Raw genomic sequence first — 15,865 nt, forward strand, 5'->3', positions numbered from 1 at the left:
AACCAGGTCGACGTGGATCAGTGCGGTACCCGATCATGTGTTCATGCCCCTGAGAGAGACTCTTGCCCGAGTCGATGCAGACCTGGCCGCCGGCCGGGTTCCCGTTGCGCGCCAGCGTTTGCGCGGTCTCGTCTCATCCTTCCCGTACGACCTGACGCTACGCCGGCGTCTGGCCGAGGTGTACCGGCTCTACGGCGACGCCGCCGAGGCCGGACGCTGGATGTACCTCGAAGAGGACCGCAACGCCGACGAGACCGCCGCCTTCGAGGCGCGGTACGGGTCTCCCGGGTGGCGGATGAAGGCCCTCGCCTGGCGCGGCCCCGAGGCGATGGCTGCCACCGCCTTCGCGGAGGGGCAGCTGGTCGCAGTACAGAACGCCTGCGCCGAGGAGCTGGGGCACCCGGTCGACTGGGACGACCCCGCGTCCTACCGGGACGGCCTGGAGGAGAGGTGCGAGGCGCCCTCCGAGCCGTGGACGGTCGGCGGTGTGCTGGCGGGCGTCGGCTGCCTGGTGGGGGCCCTTGCGTTCCTCGCGATCTGGGTGAATGGAGTCATTGCCCTCTTCGACTGACCCAGGTCACCAGCGCCGGTGAAGAGCGCCGCTCAAGGTTCGGTGGGACCCTCCAGAACTGCCGTGAACGGGACACCTGGCGACGAGTGAAATGACCTTTCGATGTCTGCTGTGATCACGGCGTCGCAGCCGTCCTGGATAGCCCCGTTCACCGGGTTGAGCCCTCGCTGTTCGGCAATCTGCGGGAATCGCCCACGCGCCGGCCCTGATCCGCTAGACCGTCTTGCGTGACACGTGTGCAACTGACGGATGTGGAGTGGCAGTTCATCGGGCTGTACCTGCCGATCAGCAGGTACAGCCTGTACCCCCGAGGGGCTGCTGGTCTGCGGTCAGGGTGTCTCGCGGCATGGCCGCCAGCTTAGTTGAACTAAGTTCAGTCCTGGAGTTGCACTTTGTTCAAGAGGCGCCCTAGAGTCATTCCTGTACTTAGTTCAAGTGCCAGGAGGGGGAAGTCATGTCGCAGGAGAAGCTGTCGGAGTTCGTCGAGGCTACAGCCAAGAGGCTCGGCATCCCCGGCGTCGCCGTCGGGGTGTGGGCGGACGGCCGGGAGATCTACGCAACCCATGGCGTGACGAGTGTCGACAACCCGCTGCCGGTCGACCGGGACACGTTGTTCCATCTGGGCTCGGTCACCAAGACCTTCACGGCAACCGTGCTGATGCGCCTGGTCGCGGAGGGGAAGGTGGAGCTGGACGCACCGGTGCGCCGATACGTTCCCGAGCTCGAGCTCGCCGACGACCGGGCGGCGGCTCAAATGACCGTGCTGAACCTGCTCAATCACACCGCCGGGCTGGGCGTCCGGCTCATCGTCGAAACCGGTGACGGGGACGACGCCCTGGCCGGCTACGTGACGAGGATGGTCGAGCTTGACCAGATCGCACCGCCCGGCACCCGGGCCTCCTACAGCCAGGCCGGCTACAACCTGGCTGGACGGATCATCGAGAAGGTCACCGGTCTGACCTACGAGCGGGCCGTTGCCCAGTCGGTCCTCGAACCGCTGGGCATGTCGAACACCTTCTACAAGACTGATGACATCATGACCCGGCGGTTCGCCATGGGGCACAACCCCGGCGTGGACGGGAAGCCGGCGGTCGCTCGGCAGTGGAAGGACACCCGGGGCAACAACCCCGGTGGCGGCATCGCCTCCTCGGTGTCCGACCAGCTGCGGTGGGCCCGGTTCCACCTCGGCAGCCAAGACGGCGTCCTGCCCGCCGAGGTGCTGCACGGGATGAAGGAGCAGACGGTCGAGCTACGCGGCAGCACGCTCGGTGACGCTTTCGGGATCTGCTGGTTCCTGCGCGACGTCGACGGCGTCCGTACCGTCGGACACGGCGGATCAGGCAACGGCCAATTCGCCGAACTGCTCCTGGTTCCCCAACACGATTTCGCCGTCACCGTGATGTCCAACGCCGGCCCGGACGGCGTCGCCTTCAACCAGGCCGTCGTCCGCTGGGTGCTTGACCACTACCTCGGCGTGGTCGACCGGGACCCAGAGCCCGTCCCCCATGACCTGGCGCGGGCCCAGGAGTTGGTCGGCACCTACGACATCGACGCCATGACCCTCACGGTCCGCACGGACGGGACAGGCCTCACCCTCGAGGTCCTGATCAAACCGGAGCTGCGTGCCGCATCGGACAAGGAGCTCCCTGCGGACTACCCGCCGTTCGACTTCGGCCTGCTGCCTGGCGACGCCGATGAGTACATCGTCACCAGCGGTGCCTTCAAGGGACAGCGCGGCTTCTTCACCCGCGACGAGACCGGCGCAGTCGTGGGCGCCGACCTCGCCGGCCGGCTCTTCAGCCGGGTCAATGGCGCATCCTGACCAAGCTGACGGAGAGGCGGTCCCGACCGGGGCCGCCCCTTCGCATCTCCGGAGAGGACGCCTGGTCCGGAGCGCGATCGGTGCTGCTGTTCCCCGTGAGTCCCCGCTGCGTCCCGCCGCACCGGGCACGCACCGGGCACGCAGGGCACAGCCGATCCTCTGCTTTTCAGGCGAGTTGATCGTGCGGCAAGGATCATGATCCGGCTCGACAACGACAGACGTCGACACCCCGTGGCATACCGCTGCCTACGCTGACGTCCGTTGCCGTTGTCGTCAGACTGCGGTCAGGGGTCGTCGGGCGGGGATGGTCTTGAAAACCGTCGTGGCGCGAGCCACCGTGGGTTCAGATCCCACACCTGCGGCGCAGATGAGCGGCCCCTGACCAGGCGCCCTGAAACGGTCAGGGGCCGTAGCGTTGTGCGGTGACCGCTCGACACCGTGGTTTCCCGCAGGATCGGGCACGGATGGGGCGCGGGCAACTTCTGATCCGTAGAGAGGGAAGAGAAGGGCATGCCGCGGAATAAATCGCGTCTCCTGGTGGACCCCAGGCTGGTCATACTCGCCGTCGGAGCAGCCATTGGTGCCCCTGTGGCTGTGGTCTCCAAGCCGATGGATGTCGCGGAGCGCTCCACATGGGGGGCATCTGGGCTGCTCGCTTGGTGGTACCTGCTGCGGTGCGTGAAGGAGATGTGGGCACGTCGGCGCAAGAGTGTGGAGCCCGACGATACAGGTGCCTCCGGCACCGCATAGGGCGCCTAGTGCTCGGACCGCATTGCCTCAAGCTCCTCCATCTGGCGACGGTGGCAGCCTCCCGTACCTCCAGCTCCTCGAACAGCGAACCCTTCGGCCGCCCTTCTCCACCACGGTAGAGACGGGACGGTACATGTACACCCCGCCCGGCGTTCCCCCTCAATGCTTCCCTTCAGAGGAAGCGCACCCAATGGACATCCCCTATCCCGCGCAAAACGGAGGCCCCACACCGGTGAGGTGCGGGGCCATGAGCGCGCCTGTACGTCTGCCAGATCAGTAGTAATCGCGCATGATCTCGGTGGACCACGCGGGCTGGCTGGTGACGCCCTCGGGTGCGAACTCGCTCATGTAGGGCTTGATGTCCAGCACCGGGGTGCCGTGCACGGCGTCCAGGCCCTGTACGTGAACCTCGAGGCCGGCGACGCGGATGAGGCGGCAGCGCGAGACGCCGAGCCGGTTGGGCCGGTTCTTGCCGCGCTGGGCGAAGATGCCCACCAGCGGCCACTCCGTGTTGCCGCGCGGGTGGCGGGCGCCTGTCTCGATCTTGCTGGCTGGGACGCGGTCAAAGTGATAGACGACCTCCAGGTGGGAGAAGGCGTCCAGGCCGGCGAGCGCTTCGGGCCCGAACCGGTTGTCGTCGAGCCGGATGAGCGCCGTAACTTCGCCCCAGGCGTCGTCGAACACCTCGTGGCGTCCACCGGACACCCAGCCGATCGGGTGGGCTACGACTCCAACCATCTTGTTGGCCTCGGGCATGGGCGGGTTCCTTGTCGTCGCAGTGTCTGGGTTGTTGGGCCCTGCTAGGCGGGTACGAGGCAGGCAAGGTCACCGTACCGGCTGCTCATGGCGACGCCGTCTCATCACCCACCGCCGCAATGTCCGGCCTCACATCCGACGCCGCCGAGGAGTCCGTCCGACGTCTCCGCCATCGCCTCGGCCACCGTCTCCCGGGCGATCCGCAACCGCTCCAGCCTCTCCCGAGCGTGCTTCACCAGCCGGTCAGGTCAGCGAGTTCGACGTTAAGCTCCTCCACCTGGCGACGGGTAGTAGCCTCCCGTACCTCCAACTCCTCGAACAGCGAACCCTTCGGCCGTCCCGTCTCCACCACCACGGTAGAGACGGGACGGTACATGCGCGCCCCGCCCGGCGTTCCCCCTCACTTCTTCCCTCCGGAGGAACCGCACCCCACGCGAATCGGGCTGCAGTGGGGAGGCTAGCCGTTCATGTCTGCGGTCTCGGGTGAGCTGGCGGCGTCATTGCGCGGGACCCCGTCGGCTCGTGGTGCCTGCCGTACGGCCCGGTTGAGCGTGGTGAGGATGGCCAGGGTGAGCAGCCACCCTCCGGAGAGCCAGACCAGAGGCTTGGCGCCCAATGTAGAGATCAGTGCACCGCCCGCGAGCGTGCCGATTGACAAGGCTCCCGTGGTGAGTGTCGAGACCGCGCTCGTGGTGCGACCCCGCAACCCATCGGGGGTGATGGCTAGTTGGTGAGTGGTCATGGCCACGGCATACACCGGCGCGACCAGTGACTCGGCGGCGGCAACGGCTGCCAGTACCAGCGGGTTTGGAGCGAGCGCGTACAACGGGAACATCAGCGCCTCCACCCACAGCATCACCGCGGCGATCCTCCCAAGCCGGAAGCAACGCGTGGCCTTGGTTGATACCAGCGCCCCGACCATCGCGCCCACCGCCGCGCCGCTGAAGATGACGCCTATCCACAGCGGGGAGGCGCCGAGCTGTTGGGCGAGAGTGATGATCAACAGGTACCCGGCGCCGTAGCGCACTTTGTCCGCTGCCGATACCAAAGTGAGGAAGCGAATGACCGGTTGACGCCATAGCCAGCCTAGCCCTTCCCGGATCTCGGTGGTGAGTCCGACCGTCGTTCGTGCGTCCTGCCGGTCCACCTGGAACTGGGTGCGCATCAGGCGTAGTGACGCTGCAGACACGGCGAAGGACACCGCATTGACGGCGAACGGAACGACCCGCCCGACGGCGTAGAGCGCACCGGCGAGCGGAGCTCCGAAGACGCTCACTGCGCCGGTGGCGGACTGCTGGTAGCCAAGGGCAGTGGACAGGTGTCGGGGGTCGACAACGTTGGGCAGCGCCGCGGTGCTTGCGACCTGGAAGAGAGTGGTCAGCATCCCGGCGAGCAAGGCCGTCGCGTACAGTTGGGGCATCGTGAGCCTGTTCAGCCACAGTGCGGCGACGACGCCGGCAGTGAGGATGGTCCGGCCGAGCTCGCACCAGATCATGGTGGCTTTGCGGTCCCACCGGTCGACAAGGGCGCCCGCGACCAGGCCGAACGCGAGGAAGGAAACGGTGCCGAGGCCAAGTACGAACCCGGCCTGCGTGGGCGACCCAGTGAGGGCCAGTACGACCAGGGGCAAGGCCATGAAGTGAGCCTGATCGCCGATGGCAGAGATCAGTTGGCCGCTCAGCAGCAGCGAGAAGTCCCGGTTCCGAAGCAGGACGGGACCGCGAAGAGTCTTCATGAAGGTTACGCTCCGTAACAGCTCTAGGACACAAGGATGGCGTCGAAGCTGGTGTCCGAGCTAAGAAACACGGGGCGTAGTGACCACATGCGGACCGTACCCACGACGTGGCTGGCCCTGCAATTGATTTCGCGGAGATGGCCGCGAAGTCGGCGGAGTGCTTTGAGTGGGAGTCGACTCATCCTGCAGCCCCATGGCGGTGCACCTAGCGGAGCGCCCACGACGGGCTCAACCACAGCGCGGCAGCAGCCAGCTTCCCATCAGCCAATCTCTTGGGCGTGGTCCGCTCACGCTGCCGCATCTGTGACGGCGGCGGTACGGCGCTCGGCCCGGGAAGGCCTTTCTGCCCGGCGACGTTGCCCGCCCGGATGCCGCCCCTCCCGCTGCTGGCCTGATCGGCGGCACTACGGCCGTGGCCGCAGACGGCCGCGCTCGTGCCACGTAGACCGCCCAGTGGTGCCGCCGTGCCCGCGGGCCTCACGGTTACCCGTACTGGCCCCTGCACGCGGCGCGCCGCCGGGCGCGGCCAGCCGGGGCGAAGACAGGAGGCTGGCCGCGCCCGGCGGCGCGCGCCCGCGCCGGCCTGGCGTTGGTGTCACCTTGTCTCCCCGTGGCGATCCCGTCCAATACGGCCGCTGGCTTGGGCTGCGCAGGTGCGTGGCAGTCCGTTCGCGGCTGGTGGAGCTGTAGTTCTGTGTTTGCGATAGTAGAAGGTTACGCATATGCCTGATCGAATTTGACCCAACTTCGCTGTAACGCGGGCAACTTGGCTCGAACTCAGCCCTGGAACATATTTGCTTAGGTAAATTTTCAACTTACTTACGGGGCGTGCCCGGGGCGCTGGTCTTCGCCCTCGGCGAGCGGCGTGGTCTGGAAGGAGGGGGCTATGGCGCGAGAGATGGCTACGTCTGACGAGCGGCTGCGGGATCTGGAGGCGGAGGCGTCCCGCACCGGTCGCACCCTGGCGGAGCACGATGAGCAGCTCCAGCGATTCGGTGAGCAGCAGGCCACGGCATTCGGAAACACCGATTCCCTCGCTGCCGCGATCGGTACTGTAGGGGATCGTACGATCACGCAGCGTCTCGACGCTATTGAGCGCGTCTTGTTCGCCCTGGCGCGGGCTCAGGGGATCAACCCCGACGACCTGGACTGACTTCCTTTCCCGGGCATCATGGTCGCCGCCTCCACCGTTTGGGAGATCCTGAAGGAGGCCGGAATCGAGCCAGCGCCGGAGCGTAGCTCCAGTACGTGGGCAGACTTCCTGCGCTCCCAGGCCGACGCTCTGCTGGCCTGCGACTTCTTCGAGGCAGTCACTGTCACCGGTGCCAGGCCGCACGTGCTGGCCCTCATTGAGCATGCCAGCCGGCGGATCCGCGTCCTCGGCGCCACCGCGCACCCGACCGCGGCCTGGGTGAAGCAGGCGGCGAAGAACGTCCTCATGGACTTGGAGGACACGGGCTGCCGGGCCCGGTTCCTCATTCGGGACCGGGACGGCAAGTACCCCGACCTGTTCGACGAAATCCTCAACGACGCGGGGATTCGGGTCGTGTTCAGTGGCGTCCGGATGCCGAGGATGAACGCCGTCATGGAGCGGTAGGTGCAGACCTGCCGACGGGAGCTGTTGGACCGCACGCTGATATGGAATCAGCGTCACCTGCTCCACGCGCCGTGCGAGTTTGAGCCCGCCCGCAAAACCCGCGACCTTGTCCGCCAGCTCCAGGCCCTCGGCTACCAAGTCGCGCTCAGCCCGGCATCAGCCTGACCGTCCCGTCTCACCGCCATCCGGTCCGCAAGCGGCCCGGATGCTGTCGCCTGCCCTGTCTCCGCAATTGCGGAGACAGGGCCCTCGGGCGTTTCAGGCCGGTCGAGGAGTTCAGAAGCGGCGCGTGATCAGCACGGCGGGGATCGGGCGGCCTGGAGCTGGTGTTGCGCGTGGGCGGGGACTTCGCGCTCCGTGTCCTACTGAAGGCGCCCTCCGGTCACGTCGTCTTACCCGTCGGCGCGGTCGTCGTCAGCGTCCGTCTGTGCTGGCAGGGCCTGGCCGGCGGACACCGATTCCACTTCGCCGATGTCCGGCGGCTGGGAGGCCTCGTTGTCGCCGGGTCCCTCTGCCTCGGTGCGGGCCTTGCGCCGGTCATGGAGAAGCGAAAAGACAACGGCGGCGAAATTGAGCAGCCAGATCGGCGCGGCCAGCGCCAGCATGGTCAGCGGGTCCGTGCTCGGCGTCGCCGCAGCCGAAAAGACCGTGATCCCCAGGATGATGCCGCGCCACCGGCCGAGCATCCTCCGGCCGGTCAGCACCCCGGTGAGGTTCAGCATCACCAGCAGCAGCGGCATCTCGAAGGAGAGACCAAAGACGACCACCATGCGGGTGACGAGGTCGAGCAGATCGTCCAGCGGCAGCAGGTTGTCCACCCCGTGCGGGGTGAAGTCGATCAACACCTTGGCGGTCGTGGGCAGCAGCTTGTAGGCGAAGAAGGCGCCGCCGAAGAACAGCGGGACGCCCGCGCCGACGAACGCGTAGGCGTATTTCCGTTCGTGGTTGTGCAGGCCGGGGGTGACGAACGCCCACAGCTGGTACAGCCATACCGGCGAGGTCAGCACGACGCCGGCCATCAGGGACACCTTCAGCGCCAGGGTGAAGGGCGCGAGCAGACCGTTGATCGTGATCCGCGCGCAGGTGGTGGCCGCGGGCTGCTTGGCCAGGTCGGCGAAGGACGTCGGGCAGCCGACCGAGTCCAGCACCGGCCTGGTGACGAGGTTGATGATGTCCTTGTAGGAGAAGGCCGAGGCGATCGTGACGATCAGGATGGCCAGAACGGCCTTGGCGACCCGGTTGCGGAGCTCACGAAGGTGCTCCGCGAGCGGCATCCGTCCCTCGGGATCCTTGTCCTTGTTGCGGGCCGACTGGGGCACGCCACGTCCTCTTCTCGTGCGGCGGACCGGAGATTGCCGGCCCTGCGTCAGTACTTGATCGTCTCCGTCACCCGGTGGGGCGCGAGCTCGCCATGGCGCCGGTTGCGGCCGGTAGGGCGTCCGGGAGGCAGTTGGTCCAGGTCGGCACCACTTACCGCGAGCTGATTTGCCCTGCCCGAGGGTGGGCGGCTCACGATGGTCCCCAGGCCGTCCACTGTTACGCGCCGCGCGCCCGGGCCAGGAAGCAGCATTGTTCCGGCCAGGACGCCGGCCGATACCGCAGACAACGACGCGGGCGGCCCGACAGCGCAAGAGGCAAGGCCGGGAAGTTAAGGGTCTTGTGACTGGTTTGGTGGTCAGGCTGGGGTGGGGATCCAGGCGCCTCGGCCGTCGAAGAGTCGGGTGATGGTGTCGAGCAGGTTGCGGCCCTGCTTGGCGGCGGTAGATAGGTAGCCGCGCACGGCGAAGAAGCGCTCGGCTCCGGGTGCCGTGCGCCAGCCGCCGGAGATCTTCTGCTGGATCTTGGCCATCCGGATGGCCTGCTCGCTGGTGTTGTTGTCGAAGGGCACCCGCCAGTCGAAGGCGAACCGGAGCACCTGGTGGCTTTCGGTGTCGAGGCGGTCGAGCAGGTTCGCGGCCTTGTCCCGTTTGCGGCGTGGTTCGCCGGGGGCGCGGGGCGGGTGCAGGGTCCGTCCGGCGGCGATGATCTCCTCGTAGCGGGCGGTGAGGCGTTCGAGGGCGTCGACGGTGAAGCCGGTGGCGTGAGGGTGCGCGGTCTGGATGTTCTTGATCTCGTCCCAGGTGTCCACCAGCAGCGCGGCCAGCTCTTCGGCCCAGTCCTCGGGGTGGCCGGCAGGCGCGTTGTCCACGACGGAGGCCAGTTCGCGCAGGTGGTGGGCATTGCATAGGGCGTGGACCGCGTCGGTGTACGTCTTGTAGGGCTTCCAGCCGTCGTGGACCGCGATGCCGGTGAAGTGCGGTAGGACGCCCATGGCTTCGAACGCCTTCACGCCGCGCTTCGTGTGGACCTGGTAGAGCGTCAGCGAGCGGGTGCAGGCGGTGTGTACCCAGCAGGTGCGCCCCGCGATCCGGGTGCCGGTCTCGTCGAAGCCGACCACCTCGCACTCGATGAGTTGCTGCCGCACGGCCTCGGTGTGCGGGGCGACTGCCTCGGCGGCCTGCCCGGCCCACCCGAGCAGAGTCGCGGTGGCCACATCCGCGTCCAGGCAGTCGGCCAGCAGTTCGGCGCACCGCTCATAGGGCAGGTGCTGGCGAGTGAGCAGGTAGACCGCCAGGCTCTTCAGCCGCGGCCCGTACTGGGCCGGGGCGGCGGGGGCGTCGGAAGGGGTGGCGGCAGCGTTGACCTGCCCGCAGGCGCAGCGGCGGTGTTCGATGCGGTGCTCGGTCACCCGCAGGCGGATCTCGGGCAGGTCGAAGACCTGCCGCCGCTCGATGGAGACTACCTCGGCCCCGGTCAGGTCACCCGCGCAGCCCAGGCAGGCGGTCGGGGAATGGACCTCGATCGCGTCGGGCTCGTCGACCTGCATCAGCGCGCCCCCGGCGCCGCCGCGGGGCTTGCCCGGGCCTCGGCCCGAGGGCTTACGTAGCGACGTCGGCCTCGCCAGCCCGTCGCTGGACGGCGGCTTGGAGGAGTTCTTCGAGTTCATCCCCAGACGCCGCTTCAGCTCACCGTTCTCCGCGCGCAGCTCAGCGATCTCGGCCCGGGCGGCCGTCAGCTCGGCCCTCAACTCGCCAACGAGTGCAATCAGTTCCGCGTAGCTCGGCAGCGGCGGGGTGTCGGACAGGAGATCCAATGATCAACGAGTTGGACGCCAAGATCAACTCAGTGCGCCAGGACCACCAAACCAGTTACAGGGTCTTGTGGTTGGCGTCGAGGCCCGTCGCGGTCAGCAGGCGAGGGTGTAGGTGGCGGGTCCGGTCTTGTGGATCACGCCGCGGTGAGCCCACTGGGACATCTGGACGCGGAAGCTGTTGATGTTCGTGACGCCGAGGATGCGGGCGACATCGCGGGCGTGCCAGGGCTCGCCGGGGCGGCTGGCAAGCACGGCGAGGGCGAGTGTCATCCGGCCGCCCGGGTCCGCCGAATCGTGTTCTTCGGAGGTGCCGTCGGTAGGTGAACTCTCCATGATTTCATGCCCGTTGTTCTCCTCGGTCGATGGTGGGACGGTGCTGGGCGGCGCGAGCGGGGTACTGGTGCGGTCGTGGATGGTGATCTCGATGGCGGTCACCGGGGTGTCGGCCTGGGGGCGGGCCTGGCCCTTGAAGGTGTGGTAGCGCGAGATCGGTGACTTGACCTTGCGGGCGCTGATGCGCAGGCGGCGGGCGGGCGGCAGGTTGTCCAGGACCGCGGCGCCGATCGTGCCGACCGGCTGGGGGTGCTCGGGGGCGATCCCGGCCGCGAGGATGACCTGGGTCCGCGCGGCCTGCAGGGCGGTGATGAAGCCGGCGCGGTCGGGGTCGATACCGGGGTGGGACTCCACGGCGTCGACCATGACGGTACGAAGCGCCTGGTAGAGGGCGAGGGCGGCCCACAGTTCCTGCTCGATGCCGAACCGGTCGCCCGAGCGCAGGACCCGGCCTGCCATGAGCGTGGAGCGCAGGGCGAAGAACGCCGATTCGATCTCCCACCTTTCGGCATAGATCCTGGTCAGACGCTCGGCGGGGTCGGCTACGGGGTCCAGCAGGGTGGTGGCCAGGCGGTAGCGCCCGCCGACGTGGGTGCCGTCCGCCAGGACGCAGACGATGTCGGCCTCGATGACGCGCACCGTCAGCTCCCCGAATCGGGAAAGGTAGGAGCCGTCGGACAGGGCCCGGAGCAGGGGCGGTCGGCGGGTGGACTTGCAGCGGGCCAGGAACTGGGCGCCGGTGGCGGCGGCCTCGGCCAGGAAGGTGTTGCTGTCGAAGCCCCGGTCGATCAGCAGCAGGTGGTCACGGCCCAGCAGCGGCAGCAGGCGCTTGGCGTAGCTGGTCTCGCCGGCGCTGCTGGGGCCGAGGCAGGCGCCGAGCAGGCCGCGAGTGCCGGTCTCCACCAGCGCCATCAGCATGAGGGTGGGGTAGCCGGCCCAGGCGAGCCGATAACGGATCTTGCCGAGCCAGCCCCGGGCCCGCTCGCTGTCCGGGGTCTTGATCGAGGAGCAGCCGTCGAAGGCGACGGTGCGAAGGTGCCGGTAGCGGACGCCGGGTGTGGTGGGCTGGGCCAGCGGTCCGGCCAGGGTCTCGAACAGGAGCTTGAGCGGGGCGGGGGTGAGGCGGCGGCGCAGGTGCCGCAGCGCGGTGGTCGACACCTGCGGGAGCGGCAGGTTGCCAAGGGCGGCGGTGAGTTGACGCCAGACGCCCTGGTAGCCGTGGTCGGGGAACAGGGCCAGGGCGAGCATGTAGTACACGCCGACGCGCGAGGGCAGCGCGCGCAGCCGCTGCTGGGTCCGTCCGGTCTCCTCCAGCACGGCGTCGACCAGCTCGAAGGGGATGACCTGTGTCAACTCGCCCAGATGGCCCGGGGCGTAGACCCCAGCGGCGACCGTGCTGGAACGAGTGAGGGTGATGGTGGCACACTGGCCGGGCAACGGGACCTCTGCTCTGGATCTCGGACTGTCTTGCGAGGACGTCCCAAGATCTACCAGCGGTCCCGTTCCGCATGTAGCCCCAGGTCAGCACACATCAGCCCCCGCCTGGACAGTGCCCCGGCCAGCCTTAACTTCCCGGCCTTGGCGCAAGAGGTGAGCCGGCTGGGGAGGCTTTGGGCAGCGTCTCGTGCGGGGATGAGCCGGGGGCGCGCAGGACCGGGCTCAGTCTCGGTGGCTGGTCGTGCTGTCCGTGGGCGCGGTGCGGGCGGTGGCGGTGTCTCCGGGAGCGCCCGAGATCGTCCGCGGTCCCGGTGCAGGCTCAGGCTCGGGGCGTGGCTCGTTGGAGGCGCCGTCGTCCTTCATGGCCTTGGTCTCGCTCTTGAGGATCCGCATGGACTTGCCCAGCGCCCGGGCCGTGTCGGGTAGTTTCTTCGCGCCGAAGATCAAAAATACTACCGCGACCAGGATCAGCAGGTGCCAGGGCTCCAGCGCATTGCGGAACATCGTCACACCAGCCCTTCGAACACATGCTTGCTACCGTGCGTACCTGTACAACCTTGGGGTGGAGCGGACGGCTCCGCCGTGAGGCCCTGCCGGATCGTGCGGGCGGCCGCCACGCAGCTGCCGGCGCTGCCGAAGAGGCCGCTGCCGGGTACCCGCCGGGCCTCCGCGTCGGCTTTCATATCTGCGTCACTCGCGTTCGGCCACGGCGTGTTCATCGGCATTGCCTGACGTGGCCGTTCCTGTCGCCGGCCGGCGCGATGTTCACGCACGGCTGTCGGGCGTGGGAGGCGAGGCGAGCGGAGTTGGCAGGCTGCTGCGGGGGCATGCCGGGTGTCGATGTCCTTGCTGGGCATGTGTCCTTCTTCCTGTCGGGTCGGGGTCGATTCAGATTCCGGGGTGCCCGGCGGCTGTCTAGGCGGCGTACTCCTGGCGGACGTAGAGGCGGCGGTTGGGGGCGCGTGTGATCGCGTCGGGGTGGTGCGGGCCGGCCACGAGGTCGGGATGGCGGCGGTCGTGCAGGACGAGCTGTTCGGCGGTTTCTGCGGCGGCTGCGACCGGGCCGGGGCCGGGGTCGGCGAGGGCCATCCGGTCCATGAGGGCGGCCCGGCGTAGCAGCCAGGCGCGTTCGGCGGCCGTCGCATCGAGCAGGGGGCCGGTGACGGGCCTGGCCTGGCGGCCGTCGCGTTCGGCCCCGAGAGCGAGTACTTGGTGTATTTCGCGGCGCAGGTCTGGCGCATTCGCGTACGCCTCGTGCGAGGCGGGGCGACGATGTTCTCGCCGCTGTTCGGGGTTGACGTCCATGTTCACCGGGTTCCTCCGAGGATGCCCCGGCCTTCAGGCCGGGGAGGAATGGGACTCCTGCGGAGCAGGGCGGGGAAAGGGCAATCGCCGCCAGGGTGATTGGCCGTCGACCACGGGGCGGGGTGAGCAGGCCCGCTTTGATCAGGAGCTCTCAACTGTCGGTCCTCCCGGATAGATTCGGGTTCATGACGACGGACGCGATGACGGATGGGGATGCCGGGCATGCCCGGTACACGTATCGTCTTCGTGTGTCCGCCGGCGCGCGGGCTGCGCTCGAAGCGGAGTGGGCTCGGTGCCGTTGGATCTGGAACGAGTGCGTGGCCAAGTCCAAGGCCGTGTACCTGCACAACAAGGTGCGTTCCGGGGACAAGCTGACGTGTGGTCCAGCGCAGCTGGACAAGATGCTGACCCAGGCGCGTCGGGTGACGCCGTGGCTCGCGCAGGGCGCGAGCGTGCCGCAGCAGCAGGTCATACGCGACTTCGCGACATCGCGGGCGAAAGGGCTGGGGGACATCAAGGCCCGGCTGCCGATGCGGCAGCGTGCGGGGATGCCCCGCTGGAAGAAGAAGCGGGAGGCCGACTTGTCGTTGAACTACACCCGGCGTGGGTTTTGTCTCAAGGACGGGCGCCTTCACCTGGCGGGCGGGATCGTGCTGACGGTGGTGTGGTCGCGCCGGCTGCCCAAGGCGCCGTCCTCGGTGCGCGTGTACCGCGACAGTATCGGGCATTGGTATGCGTCCTTCGTGACCGCCGCCACCACTGAGCAGCTGCCGGAGACCGGCCGCGTGATCGGGATCGACTGGGGCGTCAAGGAGAGTGCGACCACCACGAGCGACGATTACGGCCTTCCCCACGCCCAGCATGGGAAGAAGGCCCAGGCGAAGCTCTCGCGCTATGACCGGATGATGGCCCGACGCCGCCCGGCCAAGGGGCAGGCCGCCTCGAAGGGCTACCGCGAGGCGAAGAAGCTGCGCGCGAAGGCGTACGCCAAGGTCGCCGGGCAGCGTCAGGACACCGGCCGCAAGTGGGCCAAGTCCGTGGTCTGCGACCATGACCGGATCGCGGTGGAAGACTTCCGCCCGAAGTTCCTCGCGAAGACCACCATGGCCGAGAAGGCGGCCGACGCCGCTATCTCGGCAACCAAGCGCGCCCTGATCGAGATGGGCCGCAAGCATGGGCGGGATGTGCGCCTGGTGCATCCCGCGCACACCACGATGGAGTGCGCAGACTGCGGAGCGAGAACCAAGCACGCGCTGCTTCTCTGGGAGCGAACGTATACCTGCACGCGATGCGGAGCCGTGCGCCCTCGGGACAAGGATTCCGCGTTCGTGATGCTGGTCCGGGCGGGTTGGTGCCCGGCAGGTGCTGAGGGCGTAAGACCTTCCGGGCCGCCGGCCCGGAAGGCTGCCTGAGCCTGGAATCCCCACACACGCCCCAAGGCGCCCCGCACGGGGCGTCCGACCGCAAGGCCGGACGGGAACCCCCCGCCCTCAGGCGGGGGAGCCTTCAAACCTCCGCCGGTACGCAGGGGCCGGAGCCACAGCGTCGACACCGCACCGTGCCGTGGTCGGGGCCGCCGTGCTCGTGGGCCGGCGGGTGTGCCGCGGACCGCATGGGCAACTGGGCCGGGCCCGGGCAGCCGTCGATGGGGCAGGGCTTGTGGGTTGCGAAGGCCCACTCGGCGGGGTGGTCGGGTGAGCTGGCGTCGTAGCCGCCCCCGGTGACTCGTCGCTGTGCTGTGGTGCCGGCCCGGGCAGGGGGCTGCAGCTCGTGCGGAACGTCCGGCCCGGTCATGGCGGGCACCTCAGGCAAGCGCGGACTTCACGGCCGCTGCGTGTCTGGCGGACCTCGGTCGACTGGGCGAGGTACTGGACGATGCCGGTGCCGCGGCCGTGTTCGTCGGGGGCGATGTCGGGGTGATGGCGTTGCACGGTCGTGCCGGAGTCAGCGACCACAATGTGCAAAGTGCCGTGGTCGAGGACGAGTAGCAGGGTCATGCGCTCGCGGCCGTACTGTGCGGCGTTGGCGGCGAGTTCGTCGACGATGAGAATGGCGGAGTCCCGCTCGCTTGCGGGCACACGCCAGGTCTCCAGCAGATCGGCGGCGAAGTGACGAGCGGCGGAGACGTGCGCCTCCTGCGCGGGCAGGGTGAGCAGCGCCTGGTGGCGGCAGGGCTGGCCCAGCAGTGAGCTCGGGTTGGGGGAATCGGTCACGAACATGGTCTTCTGGCTCTTCTGTGGATGTGTGGAGATCGGAACGGGAAGACCGTCGACAACTTTGGGGGCGGTCGGTAAGCGGGATCCTGCATGGGCGCGCTCAGTCAGTTCCACGGACGGCGCATGCTGAATGGTTCGAGCTATTCGCCCTTTTTATTCTGTTTCTTGTGAGTCATGTGATGGCCGGCGGCGTGGCTGGGCTCACTCGGC

14 protein-coding genes, 1 tRNA gene and 1 pseudogene are annotated in these 15,865 nt (G+C 68.3%); 6 read left to right on the forward strand and 10 right to left on the reverse strand.

Going from position 1 to position 15,865, the window contains the following annotated elements; all coding sequences use genetic code 11:
• Positions 1-43: 43 nt before the first annotated feature.
• From ACQEXA_RS53640 to ACQEXA_RS53650, 3 genes are all read left to right on the forward strand, one after another.
• Positions 44-571, forward strand: a complete 528-nt coding sequence (locus ACQEXA_RS53640) for a DUF6584 family protein (RefSeq protein ID WP_432921645.1) — start codon at positions 44-46, stop codon at positions 569-571.
• 454 nt (positions 572-1,025) lie between these two features.
• Complete coding sequence (locus tag ACQEXA_RS53645) at positions 1,026-2,393, forward strand: serine hydrolase domain-containing protein (RefSeq protein WP_432921642.1); 1,368 nt, start codon at positions 1,026-1,028, stop codon at positions 2,391-2,393.
• A gap of 263 nt (positions 2,394-2,656) precedes the next feature.
• A tRNA-Ser gene (locus tag ACQEXA_RS53650) sits at positions 2,657-2,757 on the forward strand.
• 659 nt (positions 2,758-3,416) lie between these two features.
• Here ACQEXA_RS53650 and ACQEXA_RS53655 read toward each other — a convergent pair.
• The 3 genes from ACQEXA_RS53655 to ACQEXA_RS53665 form a co-directional block, all read right to left on the reverse strand.
• Complete coding sequence (locus ACQEXA_RS53655) at positions 3,417-3,899, reverse strand: SAM-dependent methyltransferase (protein WP_433133724.1); 483 nt, start codon at positions 3,897-3,899, stop codon at positions 3,417-3,419.
• A 232-nt stretch (positions 3,900-4,131) separates the two neighbouring features.
• Entirely contained in the window at positions 4,132-4,275 is a 144-nt protein-coding gene (locus ACQEXA_RS53660) for a hypothetical protein (protein ID WP_432921636.1), read from the reverse strand.
• Between the two features lie 81 nt (positions 4,276-4,356).
• Positions 4,357-5,634, reverse strand: coding sequence for an MFS transporter (locus ACQEXA_RS53665; protein ID WP_433133726.1), 1,278 nt, complete (start codon positions 5,632-5,634; stop codon positions 4,357-4,359).
• Positions 5,635-6,532: 898 nt separating this feature from the next.
• On the opposite strand from ACQEXA_RS53665, the gene ACQEXA_RS53670 reads away from it, so the two are divergent.
• Positions 6,533-6,787, forward strand: coding sequence for a hypothetical protein (locus ACQEXA_RS53670; protein ID WP_433133728.1), 255 nt, complete (start codon positions 6,533-6,535; stop codon positions 6,785-6,787).
• Positions 6,788-6,799: 12 nt separating this feature from the next.
• A pseudogene (locus ACQEXA_RS53675) lies at positions 6,800-7,315 on the forward strand (integrase); the annotation flags it as partial.
• Positions 7,316-7,623: 308 nt separating this feature from the next.
• Here ACQEXA_RS53675 and tatC read toward each other — a convergent pair.
• The 5 genes from tatC to ACQEXA_RS53700 all read right to left on the reverse strand — a co-directional run bounded on the left by tatC (position 7,624) and on the right by ACQEXA_RS53700 (position 13,439).
• The gene (tatC, locus tag ACQEXA_RS53680) at positions 7,624-8,550 is read right to left on the reverse strand and encodes a twin-arginine translocase subunit TatC (protein ID WP_433133730.1); all 927 of its coding nucleotides are present in this window, start codon (positions 8,548-8,550) and stop codon (positions 7,624-7,626) included.
• Between the two features lie 356 nt (positions 8,551-8,906).
• A complete protein-coding gene (gene tnpC / locus ACQEXA_RS53685; protein ID WP_433133733.1) occupies positions 8,907-10,364 on the reverse strand; it encodes an IS66 family transposase in 1,458 nt (485 codons plus the stop codon).
• A gap of 93 nt (positions 10,365-10,457) precedes the next feature.
• A complete protein-coding gene (locus ACQEXA_RS53690) occupies positions 10,458-12,134 on the reverse strand; it encodes an IS4 family transposase (RefSeq protein ID WP_433133506.1) in 1,677 nt (558 codons plus the stop codon).
• A 222-nt stretch (positions 12,135-12,356) separates the two neighbouring features.
• On the reverse strand, positions 12,357-12,638 hold the full coding sequence (tatA, locus tag ACQEXA_RS53695; protein ID WP_432921624.1) for a Sec-independent protein translocase subunit TatA: 282 nt from the start codon (positions 12,636-12,638) through the stop codon (positions 12,357-12,359).
• Between the two features lie 411 nt (positions 12,639-13,049).
• Positions 13,050-13,439: a hypothetical protein gene (locus ACQEXA_RS53700; protein ID WP_433133735.1), complete on the reverse strand. Its 390-nt coding sequence runs from the start codon at positions 13,437-13,439 to the stop codon at positions 13,050-13,052.
• Positions 13,440-13,624: 185 nt separating this feature from the next.
• On the opposite strand from ACQEXA_RS53700, the gene ACQEXA_RS53705 reads away from it, so the two are divergent.
• Positions 13,625-14,851: an RNA-guided endonuclease InsQ/TnpB family protein gene (locus ACQEXA_RS53705; protein WP_433133737.1), complete on the forward strand. Its 1,227-nt coding sequence runs from the start codon at positions 13,625-13,627 to the stop codon at positions 14,849-14,851.
• A 94-nt stretch (positions 14,852-14,945) separates the two neighbouring features.
• Here ACQEXA_RS53705 and ACQEXA_RS53710 read toward each other — a convergent pair whose 3' ends face one another.
• Positions 14,946-15,233: a hypothetical protein gene (locus ACQEXA_RS53710; protein WP_433133739.1), complete on the reverse strand. Its 288-nt coding sequence runs from the start codon at positions 15,231-15,233 to the stop codon at positions 14,946-14,948.
• Positions 15,230-15,652, reverse strand: a complete 423-nt coding sequence (locus ACQEXA_RS53715; RefSeq protein WP_432921615.1) for an ATP-binding protein — start codon at positions 15,650-15,652, stop codon at positions 15,230-15,232. Before ACQEXA_RS53715 ends, ACQEXA_RS53710 begins: the two co-directional genes overlap by 4 nt.
• Between the last annotated feature and the right edge of the window lie 213 nt (positions 15,653-15,865).

The sequence above is a fragment of the Streptomyces sp. CA-106110 genome (assembly GCF_050936285.1).
Taxonomy (GTDB): Bacteria; Actinomycetota; Actinomycetes; order Streptomycetales; family Streptomycetaceae; genus Streptomyces.